We start from the raw sequence: 23,450 nt of genomic DNA, 5'->3' as shown, positions 1-23,450 counted from the left end.
TTGCTGGCAATTAGTCACCATAACTAAAATAGCTACCAGCAACTTTGGCATCGTCGTCAAGGTTGTCCTTCAGTCTGCTCCAACCGGGTTGTCAGGCTGTTGGCGCTGAGCAATCTGGAGCAATAATCGCAGTGCTTCATTTACAGATGCATCTGTTGGAAAAGCTTTGGCAATATCAGGATCTAGGAGAACTAAGTTGGTTCCTGCTCGGTATCTTTCAACATACTTGCCCCTGACTCCTGCCGCCATTTTGGAGAAGTCGTATTCAGGGCGCAGCTCATCTTCTAGTTCGTCAATTTCCTTCTTCATAGAACTTTCTTTCCTGGCGAGTGGCTTTTCGGGCACTGATAATTCGCGTGCGGTTTTCGCGGTCAGTATGAGAGACAACCAATAATTGCCCTAACTTTGACATTCCCATCATAAGCGTTTAAATTCATTCCTAAAATGATAGTGGTATTCATATGATGATTTTTGTGGCGCGGGCATCGCCCGCGCCACAAAAATCATTACTTTTTTGGGACTACCCCTAAAATCAGTAACGCTATTTGAACAAGCCAACGGTTCGCTTGAGCACCTGCAAAGAACTTTTGCTATGGATCAAGATTTTCCGGCAGTCCACTCCAGGTAAACTATTGGATGGCTTTCTTTTACGAGTAGACTCAATTAACAATTTTACATCGAGGTGTAGAGGTTCTGCCCCTGCGTGGGGGAAATGCCCCCACCCATGTTGCAAAAAATTAGTACCTGAAATACTAATTTGTGAAACTCCATCTTTGGTCTGTACTTGAATTGTTATCAGGATTTGTTCCAGAGAGTTCACAATCCCACAGTTGTAACACTGCTCCATTATTTCGGCCAGGAGCACCATCTACATCTATACACTTTCCAGAGAGTATATTTCTAATATATCCATCACTTGTGATTGTCCATCTTTGATCGGTCGTAGAATTATTGTCAGGATTTGTTCCAGAGAGTTCACAATCCCACAGTTGTAACACTGCTCCATTATTTCGACCAGGAGCACCATCTACATCTATACATTTCCCAGAAAGCGAATTTCTAATATATCCATCACTTGTGATTATCCATCTTTGATCGGTCGTAGAATTATTGTCAGGATTTGTTCCAGAGAGTTCACAATCCCACAGTTGTAACACTGCTCCGTTATTTCGACCAGGAGCACCATCTACATCTATACATTTCCCAGAGAGAGTGTTGTTAAAAAAACTTCCACCAGAACTTTGTGCATCACTTGGTTGTTCTCCGAAAACAAACCAGGATACAAGACCCAAAGAAGTAACAAAAAAAACAAACATCACTTTGGCAGCAAGTTTCATTTCGAATATCCTTATATACTTTATGCTTCAATTAAAATGTATTGAGTTTCGCGTGTCACCTAATGAGCGTTAGGAACTTATATTACGCGAGGGAACTTGGATTTCGGTCTTACATATCGCTTCAAGATAACTCCAGCTTGGACTTTGATATGCAGCATTAATGCACCGTCACCATAGCCGACTCTGCGGGCTAACAATTAATTTAATTAAACAGGCAAATTCCATCTAATTCCCCTAGAGAATGTAGGCGTTACTGATTTGAGCCATGAAATTTGAAGTGAGTGCCGCGCTTCGCGCGGCACTCACTTCAAATTTCATGGCTGGATTAAGCAATTCCAGATATATTAGGAGGAATTTGCGAAGAAATAGACGTTGGCAAGGAAGTTGTTAGATATATTTTTCCACAGATCTACTGATTTTCGAGTAGCTGGAAGGAAATTAATGAAGTTACTGAGAATCACAGATTGAATAAAACCTGGAATGTTTATGGTTGGAAGCGCGGCGTTGCCGCGCTTCTGGATGTACTCTTAGAAAACAAAGTTTGCGTCTGTTAAGACGTTAGCGTGGGTATGTGGCAAGCGTGCCAATAGCTTAAAGGGGCTGGAACCGGCGTCGCCATCGGCATCTATGCGAATTACTGTGCTAGAGCCAACTTGCTTGATCTGCACATAATCTTCAAAAGGTGTGGTGCTGCTGTAGTCTGGTGAATCAAAGATTTCAGCCAAAACAATGACATCTCGACGACTAAAGTCTTTGATCTGATCACCTCTGTCTTGCAGGGTTCTGAAGACAAACTGATCGTGACCTTTGCCTCCTTTCACAGTATCGACGCCCTGACCCCCTACTAAAATGTCATCGCCATCACCACCATCTAGCAAGTCTGATTTGCCACCTCCGCTTAAGAAGTCATTACCATCTTGACCTAAAAGGCGATCGCTCCCTGCAAACCCTTGCGCGAAGTCATCGCCGCGTCCGGCTCGTAAGGTATTGCGCCCCGTGTCTCCATCCAATGTATCGTTGCTGCCGGTGCCATGCCCATTGTTAAAAGCATCGGCAGTAACGGAGCGAATAGAGACTAATTCAGATACAAAATCTGGTTGTAGATTGTTGTCCAATCCTTCCTCAATTAAGACCAAGCCAATGTTCTGGGCATAGTACTTGTATTCAAGGGCACTGGGTTCTACCGCTGTTGATTCCAGCGTTTGTAAGACGTTGCCAAAATTTCCTAGACCCGTCGAAATCGCTTGAGTGCGGCTGATAATTTCTGCTTCATCTACTGCTTCATCATTGGGTGAAAATTCTTGATAGTAGCGATCGCCTACTTGCGGATCGGCTTCCATCGCATAGCCCGGTACTGCACCATTGACGCCGGTTTTCCAGGAACCATCATTGCTTGTGCCAAGAAAGTGACCATCATCGTCGTAGTGATAGCTTGTAGAGGCTTCACCCAGATACCAAACATTCCCATTTGTATCCTGGGCATACCAATCTGCTGTATCTTCTTCCAACAACCCATTTACCCAGGATGTATCTCGTACCACCGTTGCCTCAACACCGCTAATGGTCTGAGTTTGGAAGGTGACCGCAACTTGATTGATTTCGCGATCGCCTTCATCGGGGGTGGCATTTTGACTTTCTCCTTGATAGAGAAAGATAGTGCCGGGGATCAAGGGTAAATAGGGGTTGTTAATTGGGGTTCCGGGTGTAAATGTTGCCGTATTGAAATTTGGAATGACTGCCATGATGAAATCTCCATAATTCAACGAATAAAAGGCAATAGCAATGAAGCGATCGCTGTCCTCTATAGCGATGCCAGCAGGGCAGATGGATTTCCCTGATCCTGGAAGCGATGGGTCAATGCTCATTTGCCTTTGCTGTCAGGAGAATAGAAAACAAATGTCAAGAACTTGATAAGATGTCTGCCCAATTCACGTTTCTTTGCAACTCGTTTTGGATCGGTCTAGTCTCAATATGCACAGCCTTTTCTCAGAGGACTCTCAGCTTAGGACGTTATAAGGATAGTGATATTTAGACTTGTAGATCGCATATGGTATTGATCCGAATTCCCAAATCCTGGCAGCTTTCTGAATCACTCGTTACATCAGAAGCTATCTTTTTCAATCGGAGGCGATTTCTCAAAAACATGGCATGGGCTGGGTTAGGTGCCGCGATCGCCCCGTTAGTCAGCTGTCAGAAAAGTATAGCGGTAGATCCTTTAATGGGGGTGGAGCCACTGACTTCTAGCCTTAATCCTGCCTTTGCAGATGCCGGACGACCTCTGACCAATCGCATGGTTGCTGCTACTTATAATAATTTCTACGAGTTTGGAGACACTAAATCAATTTGGGAAAATGCCCAGTCATTACCCACCGATCCGTGGCAATTGGAAGTCAGCGGTTTGGTCAACCATCCTCGCACCTATGACCTGGATGAGTTGCTAACAACTTTTCCCTTAGAAGAGCGGATCTATCGGTTTCGATGCGTAGAAGCATGGGCAATGGTAGTGCCCTGGCTAGGGTTTCCGATGAAAGCATTACTTCAGGCAGTCGATCCAAAACCAAACGCTCGCTTTGTTCGGTTCACTTCGTTTTATGATCCACAGATCACACCGGGACCGTCATCCTGGGGAGTGGGTTCCTTGCCGTTTCCGTATACAGAAGGGTTGCGGATCGAAGAAATGGCAGCAGAGGTTGCATTCTTTGCGGTCGGTGTATATGGCAATACGCTACCGAAACAACATGGCGCACCCATTCGCATGGTAACTCCCTGGAAGTACGGCTTTAAGGGCGCAAAATCGCTCGTTAAAATTGAGTTTATTGAAGAGCAACCGGCAACGTTTTGGAATTCGTTATTTCCAGATGAGTACAAGTTTGAATCTAACGTTGAACCGGATGTTCCTCATCCTCGTTGGTCGCAAGCAACCGAACGTTTGATTGGCTCAGGTACACGATTAACCTGGGATGTACAACCTACGTTACTCTATAACGGCTACGGCGAATATGTTGCCCATCTTTATGATCGTCCTGCTCACGTATAGCGATCGCTTTTGTAAATCCATATCAACATCGTTAAATGAGACTCATAAAGATACGATCGATCGTATTTTTATAAACCGTTAAGGATCACAAATTAATTAAAACCTGGAAGTTTATTTTTGGAAGCGCGGCTCCGCCGCGCTTCCAAAAATAAACCTTCGGGTTTAGTAAATTCACGCTCCTAAGTTCCTTGTTTGAGGTAGTCTGCAAAGCGTTGCTGAAGTTGCTCAGGGGTTAAATTTTGCGTCCAATACTCGACCACCGCATGACCAAATGCCCAGGCATTGCGATCGGGTGCTGCCGAATTGTTTAACAACAATGGCCAGAGCGACAACAACTCAAAATTAGGAGCCTTTGTTGGGCGATCGGGCATCTCTCTAGAAGGCGTTAGCAAGGTAAATAAGTCGTATGCCATTTGCAATTTACCAATAACAATAGGCAATTGTTCGACAGGGATTTGTTCTGCCAAAAGATATGCCAGAGCCGGGGTTCCCGTCGTCAGGGTAGAAATAAACTGGAGCACAGGACTCTTGAGGAGAGCCGTCAATCCCTGACTGGTAGTCATCTGAAACGTATAGTGATCAATAATTTGGGCAGCAGCGATTGTGCGAGCATCCAAATCTTTCAGAAAGCGGGCAAGGCGCAATTGTTTGGCAGGTGCGATCGCCTCTATCAATGCCATCGACAATAAATCAACCCCCCAGGCAACTCGATTGATCGTGCGATCGCTCGTCACCAGCGGTAAAACGCGATCGCAAAATTCACCCAACACCTCCGCCCGATATGCTGTTGCGTCTCGAATAGCGACTTCTTTAGGACGTGTGCCCCATTGCCAATCATAGGGCGGTTGCCATTCCCGAATTGGACGCAACCGATCGACCTGGGTAACAATGGCGATCGCGGGTAAATCGGCAATATCTGTCTTAATATCGCGCAAAAAATCCGCATCCATTTGCAACGCCGGATCAAGTGCTGGTGTTACTACCAATAGCAAATCAGCTGTCGTCGCATACTCCAACACCTGCTCTCGAAAGTCTGCCCGATTCACCTGTTCATAACCAGGGGTATCCCAGAGATTCAATATCTCCTGGGTCTGGCTTTGCCATTGATAGGATTGGATTTGATCGGTACTAGGCAGGACATCAACGGTTGCTCGATCTGCTTGAAATAAGGTATTGATCAAACTACTTTTACCCGACCCGGTTCGCCCCACCAGCAAAATATTAACCCGCTGTTGTTCCACCTCTGCAATGGGTTCAGCCTGTGACAGAATCTCTCGTAACGTTTGCGTCTTGACTTTGGGTAGAGTGGCTGTAGTCGGTTTGGTATCTAAACTGGATAAATTGTTGCTATAAAGTGCGATCGCATTACGACATAAATTACGTAAGGCGACTTCTCGCAATAACTGACTCAAATTCCCCAACAATTGTTGAGATGCACGATTACTATAAGGTTGGCTGGCTTGTCGGGCTAATGCTGCGACCGGGTTTAACAACCATTGTGCCCAGTTCCAGACTTGACCCAGTTTGCGGGCAGAAGGTTCTAGCTTGCGGTAGACTTCATAGGCTTGCACAGCTTGCCCTACAGTCACCTGATTCAACACAGGCGACAATTTATTCATCCACTGATCCACATCATCTACCGTGCCTCGAATCAACCCATACGCCTGGGGCACATAGATATTTAACAAAGGGTATTTGACTTCTGGATGGTAGATATGGGCGATCGCTACCACTAATTCTTGACAGCGCACCCAAAACGTTTGCCAGTCTTCCCATAACGGGCGATCGGATTGGGACTGTTTGAGAATGCCTTGTAAAACAGATTCAGCCTGCTCAACCGTGCTCTGGTCTGAAGAGAGGGGAGCCACATCAGTCGTGGCTAGGTCTTGACTGACCTCGGCGACCACGTCTTCAACCTGTTGCAGCAACGGACGTGTCCAGTGCACTAACAACCATCGCCATCCCACAAACACGAGCGTAAACACTGCCCACAGCCAACTGATCCGCCATTCCTGAATCTGCCAACCGGCTGCCACCAATAAAAAGCCGACTATTATAGCGATCGGTAGGGCTAATACCAGCCATTGCCATAGCTTTAATCGCACCATAGCGCATTTCCTTCCAGTCGTTCTCCAGAAGTCTAACGCTCTAGTTTCCCCGGTGACATATCTCACAGGTATTTGTTTAGCTTCATGTTGCAGAATCACCGATTAATTAACCGGCTATGCTTTTTGGGAGCGCGACGGCGGTGCCGTCGCGCTCCCAAAAAGCATGGAATTTTTCGATGAATGATGAATTAGGATGGGGTACAGAGGTGGAACCCCTGTCCGGGGCACCGCCCCCGCGCCCCTGGTCTGACCAGTCCTGGGGCTGCTATGGGATCGCTATACGCTGCTGTGTGATCAGAAATCAATTGCAACAAAATTTGATATTGACAGTCTAAACTGTCATGAATAGAATTGGGGTATGAAAACTCTTCAGCAATTAGCACGGGAGAATCCGCAGTGGACATTAGAAGCATTCGTCCAGGTGGCAAATGATTGCTTGCCCCAGTTTTTGCCCAATCAAGAGCCAAATGCCAGACTGCAAGAAGACATCAATCCTCGCCTGGTTCGCTATTACAGCACCCAGGGGCTAATCGATAAACCGCTGAAACATGGACGAGAGGTGCGCTATGGCTATCGCCACTTGTTGCAACTGTTGTTAGTTAAACGGTTATTGATGGAGGGATATACGTCTACTGCCATTACTCGGTTAGTGTTGTCTAAAGACAATGCTGCAATGGAATCTCTACTTCATGGAGGTGTAGAACTCACCGTTCAGGCAGCAAACCCGGCATTGGCATTTTTAGAACACATTCAACAACGTGCATCGTCACCTGCACCTGCGGCACCTGCTGCAATGTCTCGAAATCCCGGTTCACCTGCTGTTAAATCTATTCCCACCGCAACGGGTACAGCTTCGGCTTGGCTTCGGCTAGAAATCTTACCAGGTCTTGAAATTCACGTCCATGAAAACTTTAACTATCCTAATAGCGACCAAGAGCAAAAAAATTTACTGCAAATAATAGCGCATCGTTTGTTCACTCTTGCAACTCAGCGGAGACGTTCTCTATGAATTCATTCCAAGCTCAAAATTTACCTACTATTGAACTGATTCCTTTACGTGCTGCGATCGCCAAAAATGAACCTACAACCCTCGATGTATTGGTGAAAATTTTGCCGCCCGATTCACCTATTAAATTAGAACGTCCGCCGCTAAATTTAGGGTTGGTGATCGATCGCTCTGGCTCAATGTCTGGTTCTAAAATGGACTATGCCTGCCAGGCGGCAGCGTATGCGGTTGAGCAGTTATTACCGACCGATCGCGTGAGTGTGACGATCTTTGATGACTGCATTGAAACAATTGTGCCGACGACACAGGCAACCAATAAATTTGAAATTCTTAGTAAAATTCGACAAATCTTTGCCAGAGGTTCAACGGCTCTCCATGGGGGTTGGGTCGAGGGGGGGATTCAAGTCAGCCAGCACCTCAAAGCCGACCAAATCAATCGTATTGTGTTGCTCTCCGATGGCTTAGCCAATGTAGGGGAAACGAATCCCGATGCGATCGCCACTGATGTCCATGGGCTGGCGACGCGAGGTGTCAGTACCAGCACCATGGGGGTTGGCAACGACTATAGCGAAGACTTACTGGAAAGTATGGCACGCAGCGGCGATGGCAATTTTTATCACATTGCTTCTCCGACCCAGCTTCCCAATATTTTTCGGGCAGAACTACAGGGTTTAATGGCGACCTTTGGCAACAAAGTCAGTTTAGGCGTGCAACCCCAGGTGGGTGTCACCGTCATGGATTGTTTAAACGATTTTGACCAGACAACAACCAGCCGCTGGAAATTGCCCAACTTGATCATGGGCAACCCGATTTCAATCGTTGTGCGCCTGAGAATTCCGGTTTTGACTCAGCCTGTTGATCTGTGCCAGTTCCGTTTGGCATGGGATGATCCTGATGTAGAAGCACGCCAAATCCTGCGGGCAACATTACGTCTGCCCGTCGTTTCTGCTGCTCAGTTAGATGATTTCCCCTTCCATCCTGAAGTTCAACAACAGATTGCTATTTTGATGGCAGCCCGTGCCCGACTAGAAGCGGTCAGACGTATCGATCGGGGTGATCTGGCAGGAGCCAAAGCCAGTCTTCAGGACGCACGGGAAATCACCCAGTCTGCCCCGGCATCGCCACAGATGGCGCGAGAACTGGCTATGTTGGATGATTTAGATACCGATCTGCAATCGGGAGATACGATGGGAACTCGCAAAAAAGCGATCTCTCAGCGGTTTAACTACCAACGTAGCCGTCCTAATCCATAAGAGTGCTGTGCGGTGTTGATTCATGCCGGCGTTACAAGACGGGATGCAGGGGATGAATCAATTCGTAAATATTCATGGTATTGAGCCATGACAGAAGAATGCGGGTCTCGCAGAGCGAGACCCGCATTCTTCTCTATTATATGGGCAGAGTCGGACTCGAACCGACATGACCGAAGTCGCCACATTTTGAGTGTGGTGCGTCTACCAATTTCGCCATCCGCCCTTGGGTTCGGCTTCCCTATTATACCCAAAAGTTCGCTTTTGTATCAGTAATTGATAATCTTTACTGTCCGACCATCGATCAATTTCTCTAGCCCGCAATACCGGAACTGGGTGGGTAAGCTGAGCGGTTTGCGCTTCTTTCAGCAATTGCCCCAACTCGGTCATACTTACAGCATCGTAAGACCGAGCCTGTGCCAAGAAAGCATCGAGGTTGAGTTGCTCAGCCAGTTTGGGTGATCCGCCAGTCAGTTTCATCAACACAGAGGCAACGACTCTCGGATCTTGGGCAACGAGTAAAGCCGCGCGATCGCAGGTAAACTCCGCACAGCGCACCCATTCCAAAATCCGCGCCTGAAGATTTTGAGCAATTAAACCGCCCCAGGGGGTCAGTTGCCCAGCCGCCAACATAATAATGTTCGCCAGCGTTAAATAGACCCCGTGATCGCATTTAAGATGTCCTAGCTCATGTGCCAGCACCGCCTGAAATTCTTCAGGTGTCAGCAGGTCGATTAAAGAGGTATGAACCACAATAAAGGGTTTCTTCCCTCGCATCGCAAACGTGTAAGCATTGGGAACAGAATTTTGCCGAATGTAGAGCTGAGGTTGCTCTATATCTAAAATCTGACAGGCTTCTGACAACAGCTTGTGCAGATCAGGCAGTTGGTTTTCACCGACCAGGATGCTAGAGGCAATATTATCTAAATACAGAAATTCTTCTGCAACGGGACCCAATAGATTTCGCACTAACACGTCTAACCCAGGAAGTTGTTTCAACGCTTGGGTTGCTTGCAAATCGAGAGGGTGACGAAATTGGTCAGATCTTAGACCCAAGAGAAAAGTTTTAAGGACAGTCATGGAGCAACGTGATCCATTTCCGAAATAGGACTATTGAAATCAGCTTATCGAAAATAGACAAAATCGGCGTTGCTGATCTGAATCTATGAAATTTAGGCAGCTTGTACGAATACGTTGATCCCGTTGGATAGTCGGATGGCTGCAACCAGGGGCTTAAGCCCCTCGCCTGCTCAAATTATTTCTACAAGACTCCTTAGTGTAGGTACTGCACTTCGTACGGCATTTACACTAAATTCCATAGCTGGATTGAGCAATGCCACAAAACCCGGTAAACCCTGTAGTATAAACATAAAAGCTAACCTGAGCGCTAATTGAGCAATGTCAGAAGAAACTTCACCCAAAGCGGCTTCAGCAAAACCCTCCTCAGAAGCCAGCCCCCCGGCTGCCGCAGCTAAACCTAAAAAAGAAAAACCTCCAGCGCTAGAAGATAAGCCGTTCTCAGAGTTCATCACCCAAGACTTTATCCCTGCCTTGAAAAAGATGCTGGGGACGTTAGGGGTTACAGATGCTGACCTGAGCTTTCAGAAAAGCAAGTTACCCATCAAAGGATTAGATGAAATCGGTGAGTGCTGGCAAGTGCAGGGTAAATTTCATGGCGGTGCCCGTCAATTTATCATCGGTTTTCTGAAAGAAGACATCCAAGATCAAAAATTCTTTGCGTATGCCGATAACGGCTCAAGCCCCAGCACCCTTGAATCGTTCATGATCGATGAGCGCAAAGTGTCTCTCGATCTCTTGCTGCTCTATACCGTTCAACGGCTCAACGGTCAAAAATGGCTGGTAAGAAACTAAGCTCATCACCCGTCCCAGACTGATTTTGTGTTGGGCAATACTTAATTCTCATCAACCGAACTCGACTGTGCTACTCTGGAAGAGTTGTCCAAAATCTCGCACATCCGGGTTTTCGGGTGTTTTTGAGTGTCATTATATTTAGCCGATAGCGATCGCTAACCGCTAACCATCATTCAAAAATGCTGCCGGATGGAGGATAAACCCGAAAGGAGTTCGAAAAATCTATGCCAGTTGTTACGTTGGCTCAATTGCTTGAGTCGGGGGTTCACTTTGGTCATCAGACCCGCCGTTGGAACCCAAAAATGTCGCCTTACATTTACACCTCTCGTAACGGCGTTCACATTATTGATCTGGTGCAAACTGCCCAATTGATGGAAGAAGCCTACGTTTATATGCGTAATGCATCTGAACAGGGCAAAAAAGTTCTGTTTATTGGGACTAAGCGGCAAGCTGCTGGCATCATTAAACAGGAAGCCGAACGGTGTGGTTCTTACTACGTCAACCAACGGTGGTTGGGCGGCATGTTGACCAACTGGGCAACGATCAAAACTCGTGTTGATCGGTTGAAAGAACTGGAGCGTCGTCAAGAAACGGGTGCGCTTGATCTTCTACCCAAAAAAGAAGCTGCGACGTTGCGTCGAGAGCTGGAGAAATTACAGAAATATCTGGGCGGCATTCAGGCAATGCGCAAGGTGCCCGACATCGTGGTCATGGTTGATCAGCGTCGAGAATACAACGCTGTTCAAGAATGCGAGAAGCTGGGCATTCCCATCGTGGCGTTGTTAGACACCAACTGCGATCCCGATGTCGTAGATATTCCAATCCCCGCCAATGATGATGCCATTCGGTCTATTAAACTCATTGTTGGGCGCTTAGCTGATGCCATTTACGAAGGTCGTCATGGGCAGCTTGAAGCTGAAGAGGAATATGACGATTACGAAGCTGCTGAAGAAGAGTTTGACTATGAAGACAGCGACTTCGTAGAAGAGGAAGAAGAAGAAACAGGAGTCTAAGGGAGGGAGTAATGGCAGAAATATCAGCAAAGCTGGTTAAAGAACTGCGCGATAAGACTGGCGCAGGCATGATGGACTGCAAGAAAGCGCTTGCAGAAAACGCCGGTGACATGGAGAAATCGATCGAGTGGCTCCGTCAGAAAGGACTTGCTTCGGCTGGTAAAAAAGCGGGCAAGATCACGGCTGAAGGGTTAGTCGGCAGCTATATCCATACAGGCGGTCGCGTGGGTGTGTTGGTAGAAATCAACTGCCAAACCGACTTCGTTGCTCGAAATGAAGCATTCCAAGCGCTCGTGCGAGATATGGCAATGCAAATTGCGGCTTGCCCTAACGTCGAATATGTTCAAGTCAGCGATATCCCTGAAGATGTTGTTGCCAAAGAAAAAGAAATCGAGATGGGCAAGGACGACCTGGCAAGCAAGCCTGCCAACGTCCGTGAGAAGATCGTAGTCGGTCGCATTGAAAAGCGTCTAAAGGAAATGTCTCTGGTAGACCAACCCTTTATTCGTGATCAGAGCATTACCGTCGAAGAGTTGATCAAACAGCACATTGCACAGTTGGGCGAAAACATCCAGGTTCGTCGCTTCACCCGCTATGTCATGGGTGAAGGCATCGAAAAGGAAGAAACTGATTTCGCATCAGAAGTGGCAGCCCAAACGGGTGGCAAGTAACACTCGGCTTTGTTCTGTGAGGTTATAGGGGCGTAGGCTCCAAACCCTTGTCCAAACCGTTGAAGATTTATTTTTATCAGGACTGAGAACCTAGCACTAGCGTTCAATCATATGGCGCTGATGCCTCTGGGACTCAGTCCTTTCGCTATGCTGGAAGTGATCCTTTTGATGGCAATGTTTCTATAGCTATGGCTAGAGCAGTTCAACAAATCGAGCAAGATATTGCAGCGTTAGAACACCTGGTTGGAGGAATCGGCGAAGACCTCTACAGGGCCTATAGCGAATACCTGGCTGCTTTAGGAGAAACGTTGCGGCGGCAGCTGATTTTAGCAGGATATTATATTTGCACTCAGGGTTATCCGGAACAGTTTTTGGAGTTAACCCTGACTCAACGCCAATCGCTTCAGCAGGCGCTGCAAAAATTAGCTCGGCAGTCTCAAAAGCAGTTAATTGAACCTCTGCAAGGGTCAGATCAGATAAACCGATCCGAATTTGATCCGCCCCCCACCAGGACAGATCAAGCGGCATGGGTCGTCAATCCCCCTATGGAAGAGGGCGATCGCCTTCAATCCCCCATAGAAATTCATCCTCAAATAGAAATTCATTCCGAACTAGGAATCCATCCCGAAATAGACATGGATGCGGTTATAGAATCGGCAGTTGCGGCTGAAGTCGATGGGGATCGACCGATTACCCTGATTCATCCCAATCAACTCAAAACTCCAAAAGAATTATTGAAATGGCAAGAACAACTGGAACAGTTGAGTGCCGATGCGTTGCAGTCCGTCTCTCATGCAGCGAACCGACTGTTGCAACAATCGGGCATGTTATCTAAAAACTTACCCGAACCGATTTTGGAAGTGGCTGCAAAAGCTGGAATGTCGACAGAACCCAGCACCGGACACCCCAACGTTTTAAACCTGATGGTGGAGACAGAAACGGAAGAGAAGGGATCATCGTCTGTTTCTCATATTATGGCGATCCGATTGCGCCTGTCTGAGCTTGAATTTCACGACCCCAACCTTACCAGTTTGCGGTCAAAAATCCGTGCCCTCTCTGCTCGCGTCAGTCAGCTCAAGCAAGAGTATCAAAAACGGCAGCGAGAAAAAGCGATCGCCCAGGCTGAAGCATTATGGCGATCGAGTTGGTACGAAGGTGAGTAAGAGGGCGTGGGATGGATTGGTTGCGTTTGCAAAAAGCATTAGCGGTTGAGGCAGAGAAAGGCTTTAATGACCTCATGGGCAACCAATATCGCTTTAGCGAGTTTTTGAGCCTGAGCCTGAGTCAAATTCCAACCGAGTTATCAGAAGCCGACCAGGAACGGTTGCGTCACCTGGCAAATCAGTTTGCCCACTATCCTGAGCTAACCTTTGCTCAACGGCAACATCTGGTGGCAGAGACGCGCCGGACGCTATATCAAACTCGGCGATCGCTGTTAGACCATCAAGAACTCGCGGATAGAAGTCAACGATCAGGGTTCAAAGAGCAGACCCATAGCCAACCTCTGGATGCTATCAGCCAACCGTCAACTCAACCGTCAAACCTCAAACCTAAATCTCCTAAAACTGCGCCGTTAGTCGATGCCAATCGTCGGGTCGAACTCGATCAAGCTCTGACCTATCTACCGGGCGTAGGCGCTAAAAATAGTGAACGATTGGCAAAGTTAAATTTGCTGACCGTGCGAGATTTGCTGTATTACTATCCTCGCGACCATATTGACTATGCGCGCCAGGTCAACATCCGAGATGTGCAGGCAGGGGAAACAGTGACCCTGGTTGGCACGGTCAAACGCTGTACCTGCTTCAACAGTCCTCGCAATACCAAACTCACAATTTTTGAATTGGTGGTGCGCGATGCGTCTGGACAAATTAAGCTGAGTCGATTTTTTGCCGGAACCCGCTATCGTAATCGGGGGTGGCAAGAGCAACAAAAACGGCTATATCCTCCGGGTGCCGTCGTGGCTGCCTCTGGATTGGTGAAAGAAAGTAAGTATGGCGTGACGCTGGAAGATCCGCAGATTGAGGTGATTGATCACTCCGGTGCCTCGATTGACTCGATGAAGGTGGGGCGAGTGGTGCCCGTGTATCCGCTCACCGAGGGTGTGCCCGCTGATGTGGTACGAAAAGCCGTAATTGCGGCGTTACCTGCTGCCAGTCAACTCCATGACCCACTGCCCACTAAATTGTGCGAAAAATATGGATTGATTGGGTTACAAGAAGCGATCGCCCACATCCACTACCCGCCCAACTCAGAGGCACTGGCAGCGGCTCGTCACCGTCTGGTATTTGATGAATTTTTCTATTTGCAACTGGGGTTGCTCAAACGTCGGCAAGCCCAACGGCAAGAGCAAACCAGTGCGGTACTGGCTCCAACCGGACAGTTGATCGACAACTTTTATAATGTTTTGCCGTTTAAGCTGACCGACGCCCAGCAACGGGTAGTCAACGATATTCTCAACGATCTGCAACAAACGGCACCGATGAATCGATTGGTGCAGGGTGATGTCGGGTCGGGTAAAACAGTCGTGGGTGTGGTTGCGATCCTGGCAGCCATTCAGTCGGGCTTTCAGGCAGCATTGATGGCTCCGACCGAAGTATTAGCAGAACAACACTACCGCAAATTGGTCAGTTGGTTTAATCTGCTCCATTTGCCGGTCGAATTATTAACAGGATCAACACGGGTGGCAAAGCGCAGAAAAATTTGGGCAGATCTACAAACGGGAGCTTTACCTTTGTTAGTCGGTACCCATGCGCTGATTGAAGATCCGGTTCAGTTTCAAAAACTGGGGTTGGTGGTGATTGATGAACAGCACCGATTTGGCGTACAACAACGGGCACGACTGCAACAAAAGGGCGAACATCCCCATGTGCTAACGATGACAGCAACGCCCATTCCTCGGACACTGGCATTAACCATGCATGGAGATCTGGATGTCAGCCAGATTGATGAACTGCCACCGGGGCGTAAACCCATCCAAACCACCATCTTATCGAGCAAAGATCGATCCCAGGCGTATGATCTGATGCGTCGTGAAATTGCTCAGGGGCATCAGGTCTATATCGTCTTACCGTTGGTGGAAGAATCGGAAAAATTAGATCTAAAGTCTGCGATCGACGAACATCAACGCCTTCAAGAATCAGTTTTTCCAGATTTTCAGGTAGGGCTGTTGCACGGTCGGATGACATCGGCAGAAAAGGAAGAGGCGATCGCCGGGTTTCGAGATAACCAGACTCAAATCCTGGTGTCTACAACAGTCGTAGAAGTAGGCGTCGATGTGCCCAATGCCAGTGTGATGTTAATCGAACATGCCGAACGCTTTGGGCTATCGCAGCTCCACCAACTTCGAGGCAGGGTTGGACGGGGGGCTGCCCAATCATTTTGTTTGTTGATGAACAGTTCTAAAGCCGAAGCCGCGCGACAACGGTTGAAAGTGCTGGAGCAGTCGCAGGATGGATTTTTTATCTCCGAAATGGATATGCGCTTTCGCGGGCCCGGAGAAGTGTTGGGCACCCGTCAATCGGGGTTGCCCGATTTTGCCCTTGCCAGTTTGCTGGAAGATCAAGACGTATTGCAACTGGCACGCGAAGCCGCCGAGAAAGTGATGGAAAAAGATCCCACGTTAGAGCGATGGGCATTGATGCAAGACGAGCTGGAATATCGCTATCGGAAGCTGATGGGCGGGACAATTTTGACCTGACCACTGATACCAATTCAATATCAAGCTGCAACTTGTAATAGGGAGTGGAGAGGGCAATGCTCTCTTCACTCCCTGTTCCAACCCGGCGCATCGTCATATCAAAACGGTATAGCGGTACGCGTGAGGATTAGGACGGGGTGTAGGGGTGAAACCCCTGCGTGGGGCACCGTCCCTACCCCCCTGGTGCCCTAACTAGATTGCGTAGTATATCACTCCAAACTTTACAGTGGTGTGCAAGGTCGTTAAGGACAGAAACGGTGTTGTGGGGCGCGGAGCGCCCCACAACACCGTCCTGAATGAACCCGCACAGCGCTATGGAGCTGAATTCAGTAATGCCTTTGAAAAATATTTGGCATTTAGCCAGATGAATTAGAATATGGGGACTGGGTTTCCACACTCTAACTTTATCTCTACATAGCCTTTCATACTTCGTTCCTGTAAAATACGCCCTGCATCCCATCCATTACCATCCGGTTGCAGTGCAAATATGAAGATATTTTTTTGAAATGCTGACTGAATCAGCGCTTTAAAAAAATACACCCGTATCTAGGGTTGCAAACACTAAATTTTGCAACGCGGGGGGCACAGCCCCTACGCCAGGGGTTTACCCCTGCACCCCGTTGTAAACCGTTTAATTGCGTCTACTAGAACCTCTGCTCAAATCAGGATCAGCCGCAATAAATTTTTAATCGAACGGGGGAATTATAAAGACGGATAACGTTTAAATTGAACGGCAGTACCAGGCTTAAATCAGCATTATTAAATGACAACGAAATTTTGACGATGAAACGTTTAGTCTCATCCGCAAAATACCATAGAAGTTGCTAAATCATATCGTAAAAAGTTACCCGAGTAAGCCAATTTATTTCATTGAAATTCCCCTTTTCTGTTGATTATTTCTATGTCACCACGGCTACACATTCTCCTGATCGAAGATGATTTGATGTTTGTCGAACGGTTGCAAGAACTGATCACCGAGCATCCTAACTGTCCATGTCATATCGTGCATGAATGGCAGCTTGACCGCGCTGTGTCCCGCTGTCAGCAAGAGTCGATTGATGTGATTTTGTTGAGCTTATACCCATCTGCTGGGCAAAACCTCGATGCGATCGCAGCTCTACAGCAAGCGGCTCCTGATGTATCAATTGTGACGTTGATCAACACAGATGACGATGAGTTGGGGCTAGAAGCCATGCAACAGGGGGCGCAAGACTATCTGCCCAAACCTGCACTAACCTATGCGTTATTAGAGCGATCGCTGCGGTATGTGATTGAACTGGCACAGTCCCGTAGGCAATTACACGCTGCCGAGCAGCGACTGGCTCAACTCTTAGAAAACCGTATACCAGAGCGTACCGAAGAACGTACAGAAAAACGTATTGAAGAACGCACTGTCCCATCCGTATCTGAGGGAAGGAGCGATCGCCAGGCGCACCCACTTGAATCTCGACCCACTGAATCGGCATTGTCAGGCAGTGAAATCACTACCCGAGCTATTATTCAAGCGATTCCCGATTTGATGATCTGGATGGAAGTGAATCATGGCTACCAAAAGATTTTGGGTGGAGATGCAGCCCATGCCATTTATCCATCTCCCGATCTGGTCAATCCATCCATTTACGATGTTTTACCGGAAGAATTAGCCGATCGTCGGATGTATTATGCCCAACGCGCAAACGATACTGGAGAGCTACAAATTTACGAACAAGAAATCAAGGTCGAAAATATTCTTGTTTGGGAAGAAATAAGAATCGTAAAACTACATGATGATGAAGTGCTGGTGATTGTGCGCGACATCACCGATCGCAAACAAGCGGACATGGCATTGCAGCAACTCAATCAGCTCAATCAACAATTGGAAGTGCGCGTAGCGCAACGAACGACAGCGTTACGAGAAAGTGAAGAGCGTTTTCGGCAGATTTTTGAGCAAAGTCCGGTGGGCATTGCCATTTCTGACCTGGATGGGCGTCTGACCCGAGTCAATGCTAGCTTGGCGTCGATTGTCAATTCTTCCACTGCCGAGCTATTACAAAAATCAATCTACACCATTCTTCAGGCGACCGAACAAGAAAGCCCCATCCAACTTCAGCAGTTGTTAGACCACACGCTGACCGTCGCGTCGTTTGAAAATCAGGCAGTTGCCAAAAATGGGGCAACGCTCTGGGTTAATGTCACCAGTGCGCTGATTTTTAATGCGTTGGGTCGTCCGTCGTCTGTGGTGTATCTGATCGAAGATATTAGCGATCGCAAGCGTGCCGAAGATGAACTACACCGAATTAACGAACGCCTGACCCTGACCAACGCCGAGTTATACCGAGCCACCCGACTTAAAGATGAATTTCTTGCCAATATGAGTCATGAGCTACGGACTCCACTCAACGCCATTTTGGGCATGGCAGAAGGCTTGCAAGAAGAAGTATTTGGTTCTTTGAGCGATCGCCAGAAACGCAGTATTGCCACCATCGAGCGCAGTGGACAACATCTGCTGGAATTAATTGACGATATTCTCGACCTATCGAAGATTGAAGCGGGCAAACTGGAATTGCAGATCGCACCGATTCCAGTCCGTTATCTCTGCGAAACCAGCCTCACCTTTGTGCGACAGCAAGCCCTGAAAAAGCAAATTCAGATCACAACCGAGATCCCCCAAAATTTGCCCGATGTCGTTTTGGACGAACGTCGCATCCGCCAGGTTTTGATTAATCTGCTGAGTAATGCTATCAAATTTACGCCAGAGGGAGGAAAAGTTAAACTAATCGCACACCCCCAAGAGCAAATGAAGATGCTTCGGATCTCGATTATCGATACGGGTATTGGCATTGCCGATGAGGATCTGAAAAAGTTGTTCCAACCCTTTATTCAGGTAGATAGCAGCTTAAATCGCCAACATTCGGGGACGGGTTTAGGGTTAGCCCTGGTGCGTCGCCTGGTCGAACTGCATCAAGGTAATGTTTCTGTTGAAAGCACGTTGGGAGAAGGAAGTTCTTTCACGATTTGGTTGCCCTATCTCATCGGCAATGCTGCGGAGACGCTACTGCCGCCGCCGTTGGGTGAGTCAGCGCCAGCCACCAGCGTCCTACCGATTCGTAAGCCACAGGCACTGATTATCGAAGATTCAGTAGTAGCTGCGGAACAAATTATTCGTTATCTCAATGAGGTGGGCATCCAGGCGTATCTACATGGACGAGGAGAAGGGGCAATTGATGAAGCCATTCGATTGCAACCGGGGTTAATTATTCTCGATCTTCAGTTGCCAGGGCTTTCAGGCTGGGATGTTTTGCACCAACTCAAACACCATCAACAAACTCAAGATATCCCTGTTTTAGTCACGTCTGTGGTGGATGAGCAAACCAAAGGGTTAGCCCAGGGTGCAAGTGCTTATTTAGTGAAACCGATCAATCGCAACCAGTTGTGTAAAGCACTACACCATCTTAATTATTTAAAAGAGGTTGACACCCCGCCTACAACGGCGGCACCCAATCCTGTTGCAACCCCTGAGGCGATCGCTCCGTCTGGCTTAATCTTATTAGCCGAAGATAATGAAGCCAACATTGTGACGATGTCAAACTATCTCACGGCACGCGGATATCGTTTAATTTTGGCAAAAGATGGGCAATCTGCTATTGATCTGGCAATGAGTTCTCATCCGGATCTGATCTTAATGGATGTCCAGATGGCCGGCATGGATGGCTTAGAAGCGGTTCAAAGACTGCGCTCTGATCCCCAGTTTGACGATACGCCCATTATTGTCTTAACGGCTTTGGCAATGTCAGGCGATCGCGAAAAATGCTTAGATGCAGGAGCAAACGATTATTTTACAAAACCCGTTAAACTTAAACATTTAGTTGAAAAAATTCAATATCTCTTAGAGAAAAGAAAGGTAAACCATCGATGAAAGCTTCCGTTTCAATTTTGGTTGTTGATGATGAACCCGATAACTTTGATGTGATTGAGGCGTTATTAGATGCAGATGGCTACAGCCTCAGCTACGCCACGGGTGGTCAGCAAGCCCTTGATTTATTGCAGTCGTTTCAGCCAGATCTGATCTTGCTGGATGTCATGATGCCGCAAATGAACGGTATCGAGTTCTGTCAAAAATTTAAATCTCAGCCGCAGTTACAGCACATTCCCGTCATTGTCGTCACAGCACTGAGCACAAAAGAAGATTTAGCCAAATGTTTAGAAGCAGGAGCCGACGACTTTCTTTCTAAACCTGTGAATGGGTTGGAGCTACGCGCAAGAGTGCGATCGATGCTCCGGATCAAGCATCAGTATGATGATCTGCAAGAACTAATGGCTTCGCGTGAAGAACTTTCTAGCATGATCGTCCATGACTTGAGAAACCCACTGACCAGCATTTTATTGGCAGCAACATTTTTGCAAGAGGCAGACTATACCCCCGAACGCCAGAACAAAAAAACCGACCAAATTATTTCAGCCGGACAGAAATTGCAATCGATGATTGACACCTTGCTCCTGATGGCAAAGTTAGAGTCTGGAAAAATGAGCCTGCAACGCAGTCTATCGGATGTCAGTCAGCTTTGTGTGTCAGCCGTAGCAGACATGGAAGCGGTCGCCGCTCAGAAAAATTTGACCCTGACGGCTCACATTGCCGACCAGGGGACTGCCAGCGTTGATGTTAATGTGTTTCGTCGTATTCTCGATAACTTGCTATTAAATGCGATTAAATTTTCCCCATCCAAAAGCGAAATTGTCATTCGCCTAGAACAGGCAGCCTCAGGACACGTCAAAATTCAAGTGGCAGATTCGGGGCCCGGTGTCAAAGAAGATTTGCGACAAAGCATCTTTGAAAAATATGAAATTGGCACCTTAATGAAAGGAGCCTCGCAAATTGGGTTGGGTCTGGCATTTTGTAAAATGGCAGTCGAAGCCCATGGCGGACAGATCAAAGTAGAAAGTAATGAGCCTAAAGGCGCAATTTTTACGATTGATCTGGATTGATCAGGATCGATCAGGATTAATGGCAGGTTGGCATCAAACCCCGACCCTAGCTTTATCTGCCTCAATCGGTGCGCCAAACGGCTCGTTTAACAACGTCTCTGGGGAAAACATTTTATATAAGGCTTGATAGTAAGGGGCATAATAGTCTGCTGCGGTTAATTTCAGGCGAGATTGAATCTCACATCCTAACAAATAAATCATTTGTTGGACTAATTCCCACGATACATTTAACGCCGGATACAGCATCAAACATAGGGGAAACAACTCTTGTTTCAAGATGCTGATATCTTCTTCCAGAATGCAAACCCAGAGGTACGTCTGAAACATTTCCACATCTCGGATGCTGGAAATTTGTACGGTCGGGTGATTGAGTTGACCGGAGTGACACGTATAGTGGGGATAGAGCTTCATCACCCGTGCCACAATTTTGCGGGCAATGTCACTGCTTAAAGGAACCAATCGACGCACCACTTGCAGCGCTGGTGAGCTGGCATAATCATGCTGGGCAGCCGCACTATAAGCCCGTTGTAATGGCATATAGAGATGGTCATCAATGACTTTGAAGTAGTCTTGAAGATTGGCGCGGTGCCAATAGGGCATTGGTTCCAACAACAATTCTTGACCACAGTAATGAAACTGCAAAGCAACGAACGCAATCAGCCGTGGATCTACGGCGGTATATTTACGACGAATATTCCCTAAACTGGCGGAGATCAAGACTGCGAAACGGGGAGCAGGAACCTGGTCGGCATAGGCGCAGAGTGCCTTGCGATAGATCCCATGAACATCTTTGGCAATATCCCACGGATCGACCAGACGATGGACAACATGATGGCGAGTCAGCTCTTTTGAGAGTAGCGTTTCGGTCTGCGACCAGGCACGAGCGCTGGCAAACCGAAGATTTTCGACCAGTTCTTGAACCAGGGTAGCTTTTTCATCACCCGTATCAAGGGTGATAACAGCATCGCTAAACCCCAAGGTTTGAATGTACTTTTTAGCCCAAAGCTGCGCTATTGAAGGTAATGAGACTACTTCAGATTGAACCAACGGTGGGGCAATTAACCAATCGTCTAATAACATCGCAAATCCCTCAGAAAACACAACTGCTCTGAAATGGCTGACGTCACTATACAGGCTGATGTCCAAAAACTGCGTAGTTTTAAGGATATCTACCCACTTTTTTGGTATTGCTACGGATCATAGATCCATAAATCTGTCATTGTGTTTGAGAGAGCAATGGCTCTGCCGTCGCTCTCTCAACCATAACTTCGTTTGCGTTTACAGATCGGGGAAGCTTTGCTGCACCGCAGGATGCACCAGTTTGCGATCGCAAACATTTAAGCCCTTAGCCAACGCCTCATCCATATCCAGCGCCTTAAATCCATAGTTTGCCAATTTGACGACATAGGGCAACGTGCTATTGTTTAACGCTTGAGTCGCAGTCCAGGGAACGGCTCCGGGCATATTGGGCACCCCATAGTGAACCACACCGGCTTCGATATAGGTGGGATGGGTGTGAGAGGTAGGATGTAGGGTTTCGATACAGCCCCCTTGATCCACGGCTACGTCTACGAGAACAGAGCCGGGGCGCATTTTTTCGACCAGTGAACGCGGCACTAAGATTGGCGCTCTACGACCGGGAACCAGGACGGCACCAATTAATAAATCGGCGTCTGGAACGGCTGTTTCGATTTGAGGAATGCTGCTGTAGAGGAGTTCTACTCTAGACCCAAACAGAGTTTCCAGATAGGATAAGCGCTCTACATTAATATCAAAGATCTGAACCTGGGCACCCAGCCCGATCGCCATTTTGGCTGCCTCGGTACCTACGATACCACCGCCTAAAATCACGACCTTACCAGGACGCACGCCAGGAACTCCGCCCAACAAAACACCCCGTCCGCCTTGCTGACGTTCTAAGAAACGGGCACCAAATTGCACCGATAATCGCCCTGCAATAATGCTCATGGGGGTGAGCAGGGGTAGGGTGCGATTGGGCAATTCAACGGTTTCATAGGCGATCGCCGTTACACCGCAGGCGAGTAAATGTTCCGTCAGTCCCCGCGCCGCCGCCAGATGGAGATAGGTAAAGAGCAATTGCCCTTTCTGGATCAGCGGATACTCCGATGGTAAGGGCTCTTTGACCTTGACCACCAATTCGTGGTTCCAGGCATCCTGAGCAGTCTTGGCAATTTGGGCACCTGCTTGAACATAGTCATCGTCGATAAACCCTGCCCCAATCCCTGCCTGCGTTTCTACAAAAACGCTGTGTCCACTGGCACACAGCACTCTCACACTGTCTGGACTAAGCCCGACCCGAAATTCTTGGTCTTTAGTCTCTTTCGGTACTCCAATTTCCATTGATGCCCTCAACTGATTGATTTGGATTTTAAAGAACGGGTAGCAACGCCCTGAGAACGATGATCAACACTGCCGCAATTTAGGGAATTGGCATGAGACACAAACTGCTTTAGACATTGATATCTCTAGCTTAGAT

General features: G+C 47.6%; 17 protein-coding genes, 1 tRNA gene and 1 pseudogene. 10 read left to right on the top strand and 9 right to left on the bottom strand.

What is annotated here, in order from left to right:
* Positions 1-69: 69 nt before the first annotated feature.
* The 4 genes and pseudogenes from ACR6Z4_RS09620 to ACR6Z4_RS09605 all read right to left on the bottom strand — a co-directional run bounded on the left by ACR6Z4_RS09620 (position 70) and on the right by ACR6Z4_RS09605 (position 3,202).
* Positions 70-309 carry a hypothetical protein gene (locus ACR6Z4_RS09620; RefSeq protein WP_479717037.1) on the bottom strand — a complete coding sequence of 80 codons (240 nt, stop codon included), beginning with the start codon at positions 307-309 and terminating at the stop codon, positions 70-72.
* A pseudogene (locus ACR6Z4_RS09615) lies at positions 293-409 on the bottom strand (BrnT family toxin); the annotation flags it as partial. The gene ACR6Z4_RS09620 and the pseudogene ACR6Z4_RS09615, both read right to left, overlap by 17 nt.
* Positions 410-752: 343 nt before the next feature.
* The gene (locus ACR6Z4_RS09610) at positions 753-1,337 is read right to left on the bottom strand and encodes an RICIN domain-containing protein (protein ID WP_479717036.1); all 585 of its coding nucleotides are present in this window, start codon (positions 1,335-1,337) and stop codon (positions 753-755) included.
* A gap of 527 nt (positions 1,338-1,864) precedes the next feature.
* Positions 1,865-3,202, bottom strand: a complete 1,338-nt coding sequence (locus ACR6Z4_RS09605; RefSeq protein WP_479717035.1) for a calcium-binding protein — start codon at positions 3,200-3,202, stop codon at positions 1,865-1,867.
* A gap of 182 nt (positions 3,203-3,384) precedes the next feature.
* Between ACR6Z4_RS09605 and msrP the strand changes: the two genes are divergently transcribed.
* Positions 3,385-4,374, top strand: coding sequence for a protein-methionine-sulfoxide reductase catalytic subunit MsrP (msrP, locus tag ACR6Z4_RS09600; protein ID WP_479717034.1), 990 nt, complete (start codon positions 3,385-3,387; stop codon positions 4,372-4,374).
* 179 nt (positions 4,375-4,553) lie between these two features.
* Here msrP and ACR6Z4_RS09595 read toward each other — a convergent pair whose 3' ends face one another.
* Positions 4,554-6,482: a GTPase family protein gene (locus ACR6Z4_RS09595; RefSeq protein WP_479717033.1), complete on the bottom strand. Its 1,929-nt coding sequence runs from the start codon at positions 6,480-6,482 to the stop codon at positions 4,554-4,556.
* Between the two features lie 358 nt (positions 6,483-6,840).
* Between ACR6Z4_RS09595 and ACR6Z4_RS09590 the strand changes: the two genes are divergently transcribed.
* Positions 6,841-7,491, top strand: coding sequence for a MerR family transcriptional regulator (locus ACR6Z4_RS09590; RefSeq protein ID WP_479717032.1), 651 nt, complete (start codon positions 6,841-6,843; stop codon positions 7,489-7,491).
* Entirely contained in the window at positions 7,488-8,741 is a 1,254-nt protein-coding gene (locus tag ACR6Z4_RS09585; RefSeq protein ID WP_479717031.1) for a vWA domain-containing protein, read from the top strand. The genes ACR6Z4_RS09590 and ACR6Z4_RS09585 overlap by 4 nt, the downstream gene beginning before the upstream one ends.
* 141 nt (positions 8,742-8,882) lie before the next feature.
* Here the strand turns inward: ACR6Z4_RS09585 and ACR6Z4_RS09580 are convergent.
* Positions 8,883-8,964 (bottom strand) — tRNA-Leu (locus ACR6Z4_RS09580).
* Positions 8,943-9,818 carry a M48 family metallopeptidase gene (locus tag ACR6Z4_RS09575; protein ID WP_479717030.1) on the bottom strand — a complete coding sequence of 292 codons (876 nt, stop codon included), beginning with the start codon at positions 9,816-9,818 and terminating at the stop codon, positions 8,943-8,945. The genes ACR6Z4_RS09580 and ACR6Z4_RS09575 overlap by 22 nt, the downstream gene beginning before the upstream one ends.
* 318 nt (positions 9,819-10,136) lie before the next feature.
* On the opposite strand from ACR6Z4_RS09575, the gene ACR6Z4_RS09570 reads away from it, so the two are divergent.
* From ACR6Z4_RS09570 to ACR6Z4_RS09540, 7 genes are all read left to right on the top strand, one after another.
* On the top strand, positions 10,137-10,610 hold the full coding sequence (locus ACR6Z4_RS09570) for a DUF2996 domain-containing protein (RefSeq protein ID WP_479717029.1): 474 nt from the start codon (positions 10,137-10,139) through the stop codon (positions 10,608-10,610).
* A 224-nt stretch (positions 10,611-10,834) separates the two neighbouring features.
* Positions 10,835-11,623 carry a 30S ribosomal protein S2 gene (gene rpsB, locus ACR6Z4_RS09565; RefSeq protein WP_479717028.1) on the top strand — a complete coding sequence of 263 codons (789 nt, stop codon included), beginning with the start codon at positions 10,835-10,837 and terminating at the stop codon, positions 11,621-11,623.
* Positions 11,624-11,634: 11 nt separating this feature from the next.
* Positions 11,635-12,294, top strand: a complete 660-nt coding sequence (tsf, locus tag ACR6Z4_RS09560) for a translation elongation factor Ts (protein ID WP_479717027.1) — start codon at positions 11,635-11,637, stop codon at positions 12,292-12,294.
* Between the two features lie 188 nt (positions 12,295-12,482).
* Positions 12,483-13,457, top strand: coding sequence for a hypothetical protein (locus ACR6Z4_RS09555; protein WP_479717026.1), 975 nt, complete (start codon positions 12,483-12,485; stop codon positions 13,455-13,457).
* Positions 13,458-13,468: 11 nt separating this feature from the next.
* A complete protein-coding gene (recG, locus tag ACR6Z4_RS09550; RefSeq protein WP_479717025.1) occupies positions 13,469-15,991 on the top strand; it encodes an ATP-dependent DNA helicase RecG in 2,523 nt (840 codons plus the stop codon).
* A 901-nt stretch (positions 15,992-16,892) separates the two neighbouring features.
* Positions 16,893-19,886, top strand: coding sequence for a response regulator (locus tag ACR6Z4_RS09545; protein ID WP_479717024.1), 2,994 nt, complete (start codon positions 16,893-16,895; stop codon positions 19,884-19,886).
* On the top strand, positions 19,883-20,953 hold the full coding sequence (locus tag ACR6Z4_RS09540; protein WP_479717023.1) for a hybrid sensor histidine kinase/response regulator: 1,071 nt from the start codon (positions 19,883-19,885) through the stop codon (positions 20,951-20,953). The genes ACR6Z4_RS09545 and ACR6Z4_RS09540 overlap by 4 nt, the downstream gene beginning before the upstream one ends.
* Positions 20,954-20,986: 33 nt before the next feature.
* Here the strand turns inward: ACR6Z4_RS09540 and ACR6Z4_RS09535 are convergent, their stop codons facing one another.
* A complete protein-coding gene (locus ACR6Z4_RS09535; RefSeq protein WP_479717022.1) occupies positions 20,987-22,033 on the bottom strand; it encodes a hypothetical protein in 1,047 nt (348 codons plus the stop codon).
* A gap of 198 nt (positions 22,034-22,231) precedes the next feature.
* Positions 22,232-23,314 (bottom strand): alanine dehydrogenase, encoded by a 1,083-nt coding sequence (gene ald / locus ACR6Z4_RS09530; protein WP_479717021.1) that lies wholly within the window; start codon positions 23,312-23,314, stop codon positions 22,232-22,234.
* Positions 23,315-23,450 lie beyond the last annotated feature (136 nt).

This window comes from Calyptranema fuscum S582, assembly GCF_055793305.1.
The sequence above is the reverse complement of the archived record's forward strand: the minus strand, read 5'-3'. Positions and strand labels throughout refer to the sequence as shown.

Bases quoted from the DNA above. Each gene is read 5' to 3' on its own strand.
- ACR6Z4_RS09590 (WP_479717032.1), top strand. From the start codon at position 6,841: ATGAAAACTCTTCAGCAATTAGCACGGGAGAATCCGCAGTGGACATTA.
- msrP (WP_479717034.1), top strand. From the start codon at position 3,385: ATGGTATTGATCCGAATTCCCAAATCCTGGCAGCTTTCTGAATCACTC.
- ACR6Z4_RS09535 (WP_479717022.1), bottom strand. From the start codon at position 22,033: ATGTTATTAGACGATTGGTTAATTGCCCCACCGTTGGTTCAATCTGAA.
- ACR6Z4_RS09595 (WP_479717033.1), bottom strand. From the start codon at position 6,482: ATGGTGCGATTAAAGCTATGGCAATGGCTGGTATTAGCCCTACCGATC.
- ACR6Z4_RS09585 (WP_479717031.1), top strand. From the start codon at position 7,488: ATGAATTCATTCCAAGCTCAAAATTTACCTACTATTGAACTGATTCCT.
- rpsB (WP_479717028.1), top strand. From the start codon at position 10,835: ATGCCAGTTGTTACGTTGGCTCAATTGCTTGAGTCGGGGGTTCACTTT.
- ACR6Z4_RS09605 (WP_479717035.1), bottom strand. From the start codon at position 3,202: ATGAGCATTGACCCATCGCTTCCAGGATCAGGGAAATCCATCTGCCCT.
- ACR6Z4_RS09540 (WP_479717023.1), top strand. From the start codon at position 19,883: ATGAAAGCTTCCGTTTCAATTTTGGTTGTTGATGATGAACCCGATAAC.
- ald (WP_479717021.1), bottom strand. From the start codon at position 23,314: ATGGAAATTGGAGTACCGAAAGAGACTAAAGACCAAGAATTTCGGGTC.
- ACR6Z4_RS09545 (WP_479717024.1), top strand. From the start codon at position 16,893: ATGTCACCACGGCTACACATTCTCCTGATCGAAGATGATTTGATGTTT.
- ACR6Z4_RS09575 (WP_479717030.1), bottom strand. From the start codon at position 9,818: ATGACTGTCCTTAAAACTTTTCTCTTGGGTCTAAGATCTGACCAATTT.
- ACR6Z4_RS09620 (WP_479717037.1), bottom strand. From the start codon at position 309: ATGAAGAAGGAAATTGACGAACTAGAAGATGAGCTGCGCCCTGAATAC.
- ACR6Z4_RS09555 (WP_479717026.1), top strand. From the start codon at position 12,483: ATGGCTAGAGCAGTTCAACAAATCGAGCAAGATATTGCAGCGTTAGAA.
- tsf (WP_479717027.1), top strand. From the start codon at position 11,635: ATGGCAGAAATATCAGCAAAGCTGGTTAAAGAACTGCGCGATAAGACT.
- ACR6Z4_RS09570 (WP_479717029.1), top strand. From the start codon at position 10,137: ATGTCAGAAGAAACTTCACCCAAAGCGGCTTCAGCAAAACCCTCCTCA.
- ACR6Z4_RS09610 (WP_479717036.1), bottom strand. From the start codon at position 1,337: ATGAAACTTGCTGCCAAAGTGATGTTTGTTTTTTTTGTTACTTCTTTG.
- recG (WP_479717025.1), top strand. From the start codon at position 13,469: ATGGATTGGTTGCGTTTGCAAAAAGCATTAGCGGTTGAGGCAGAGAAA.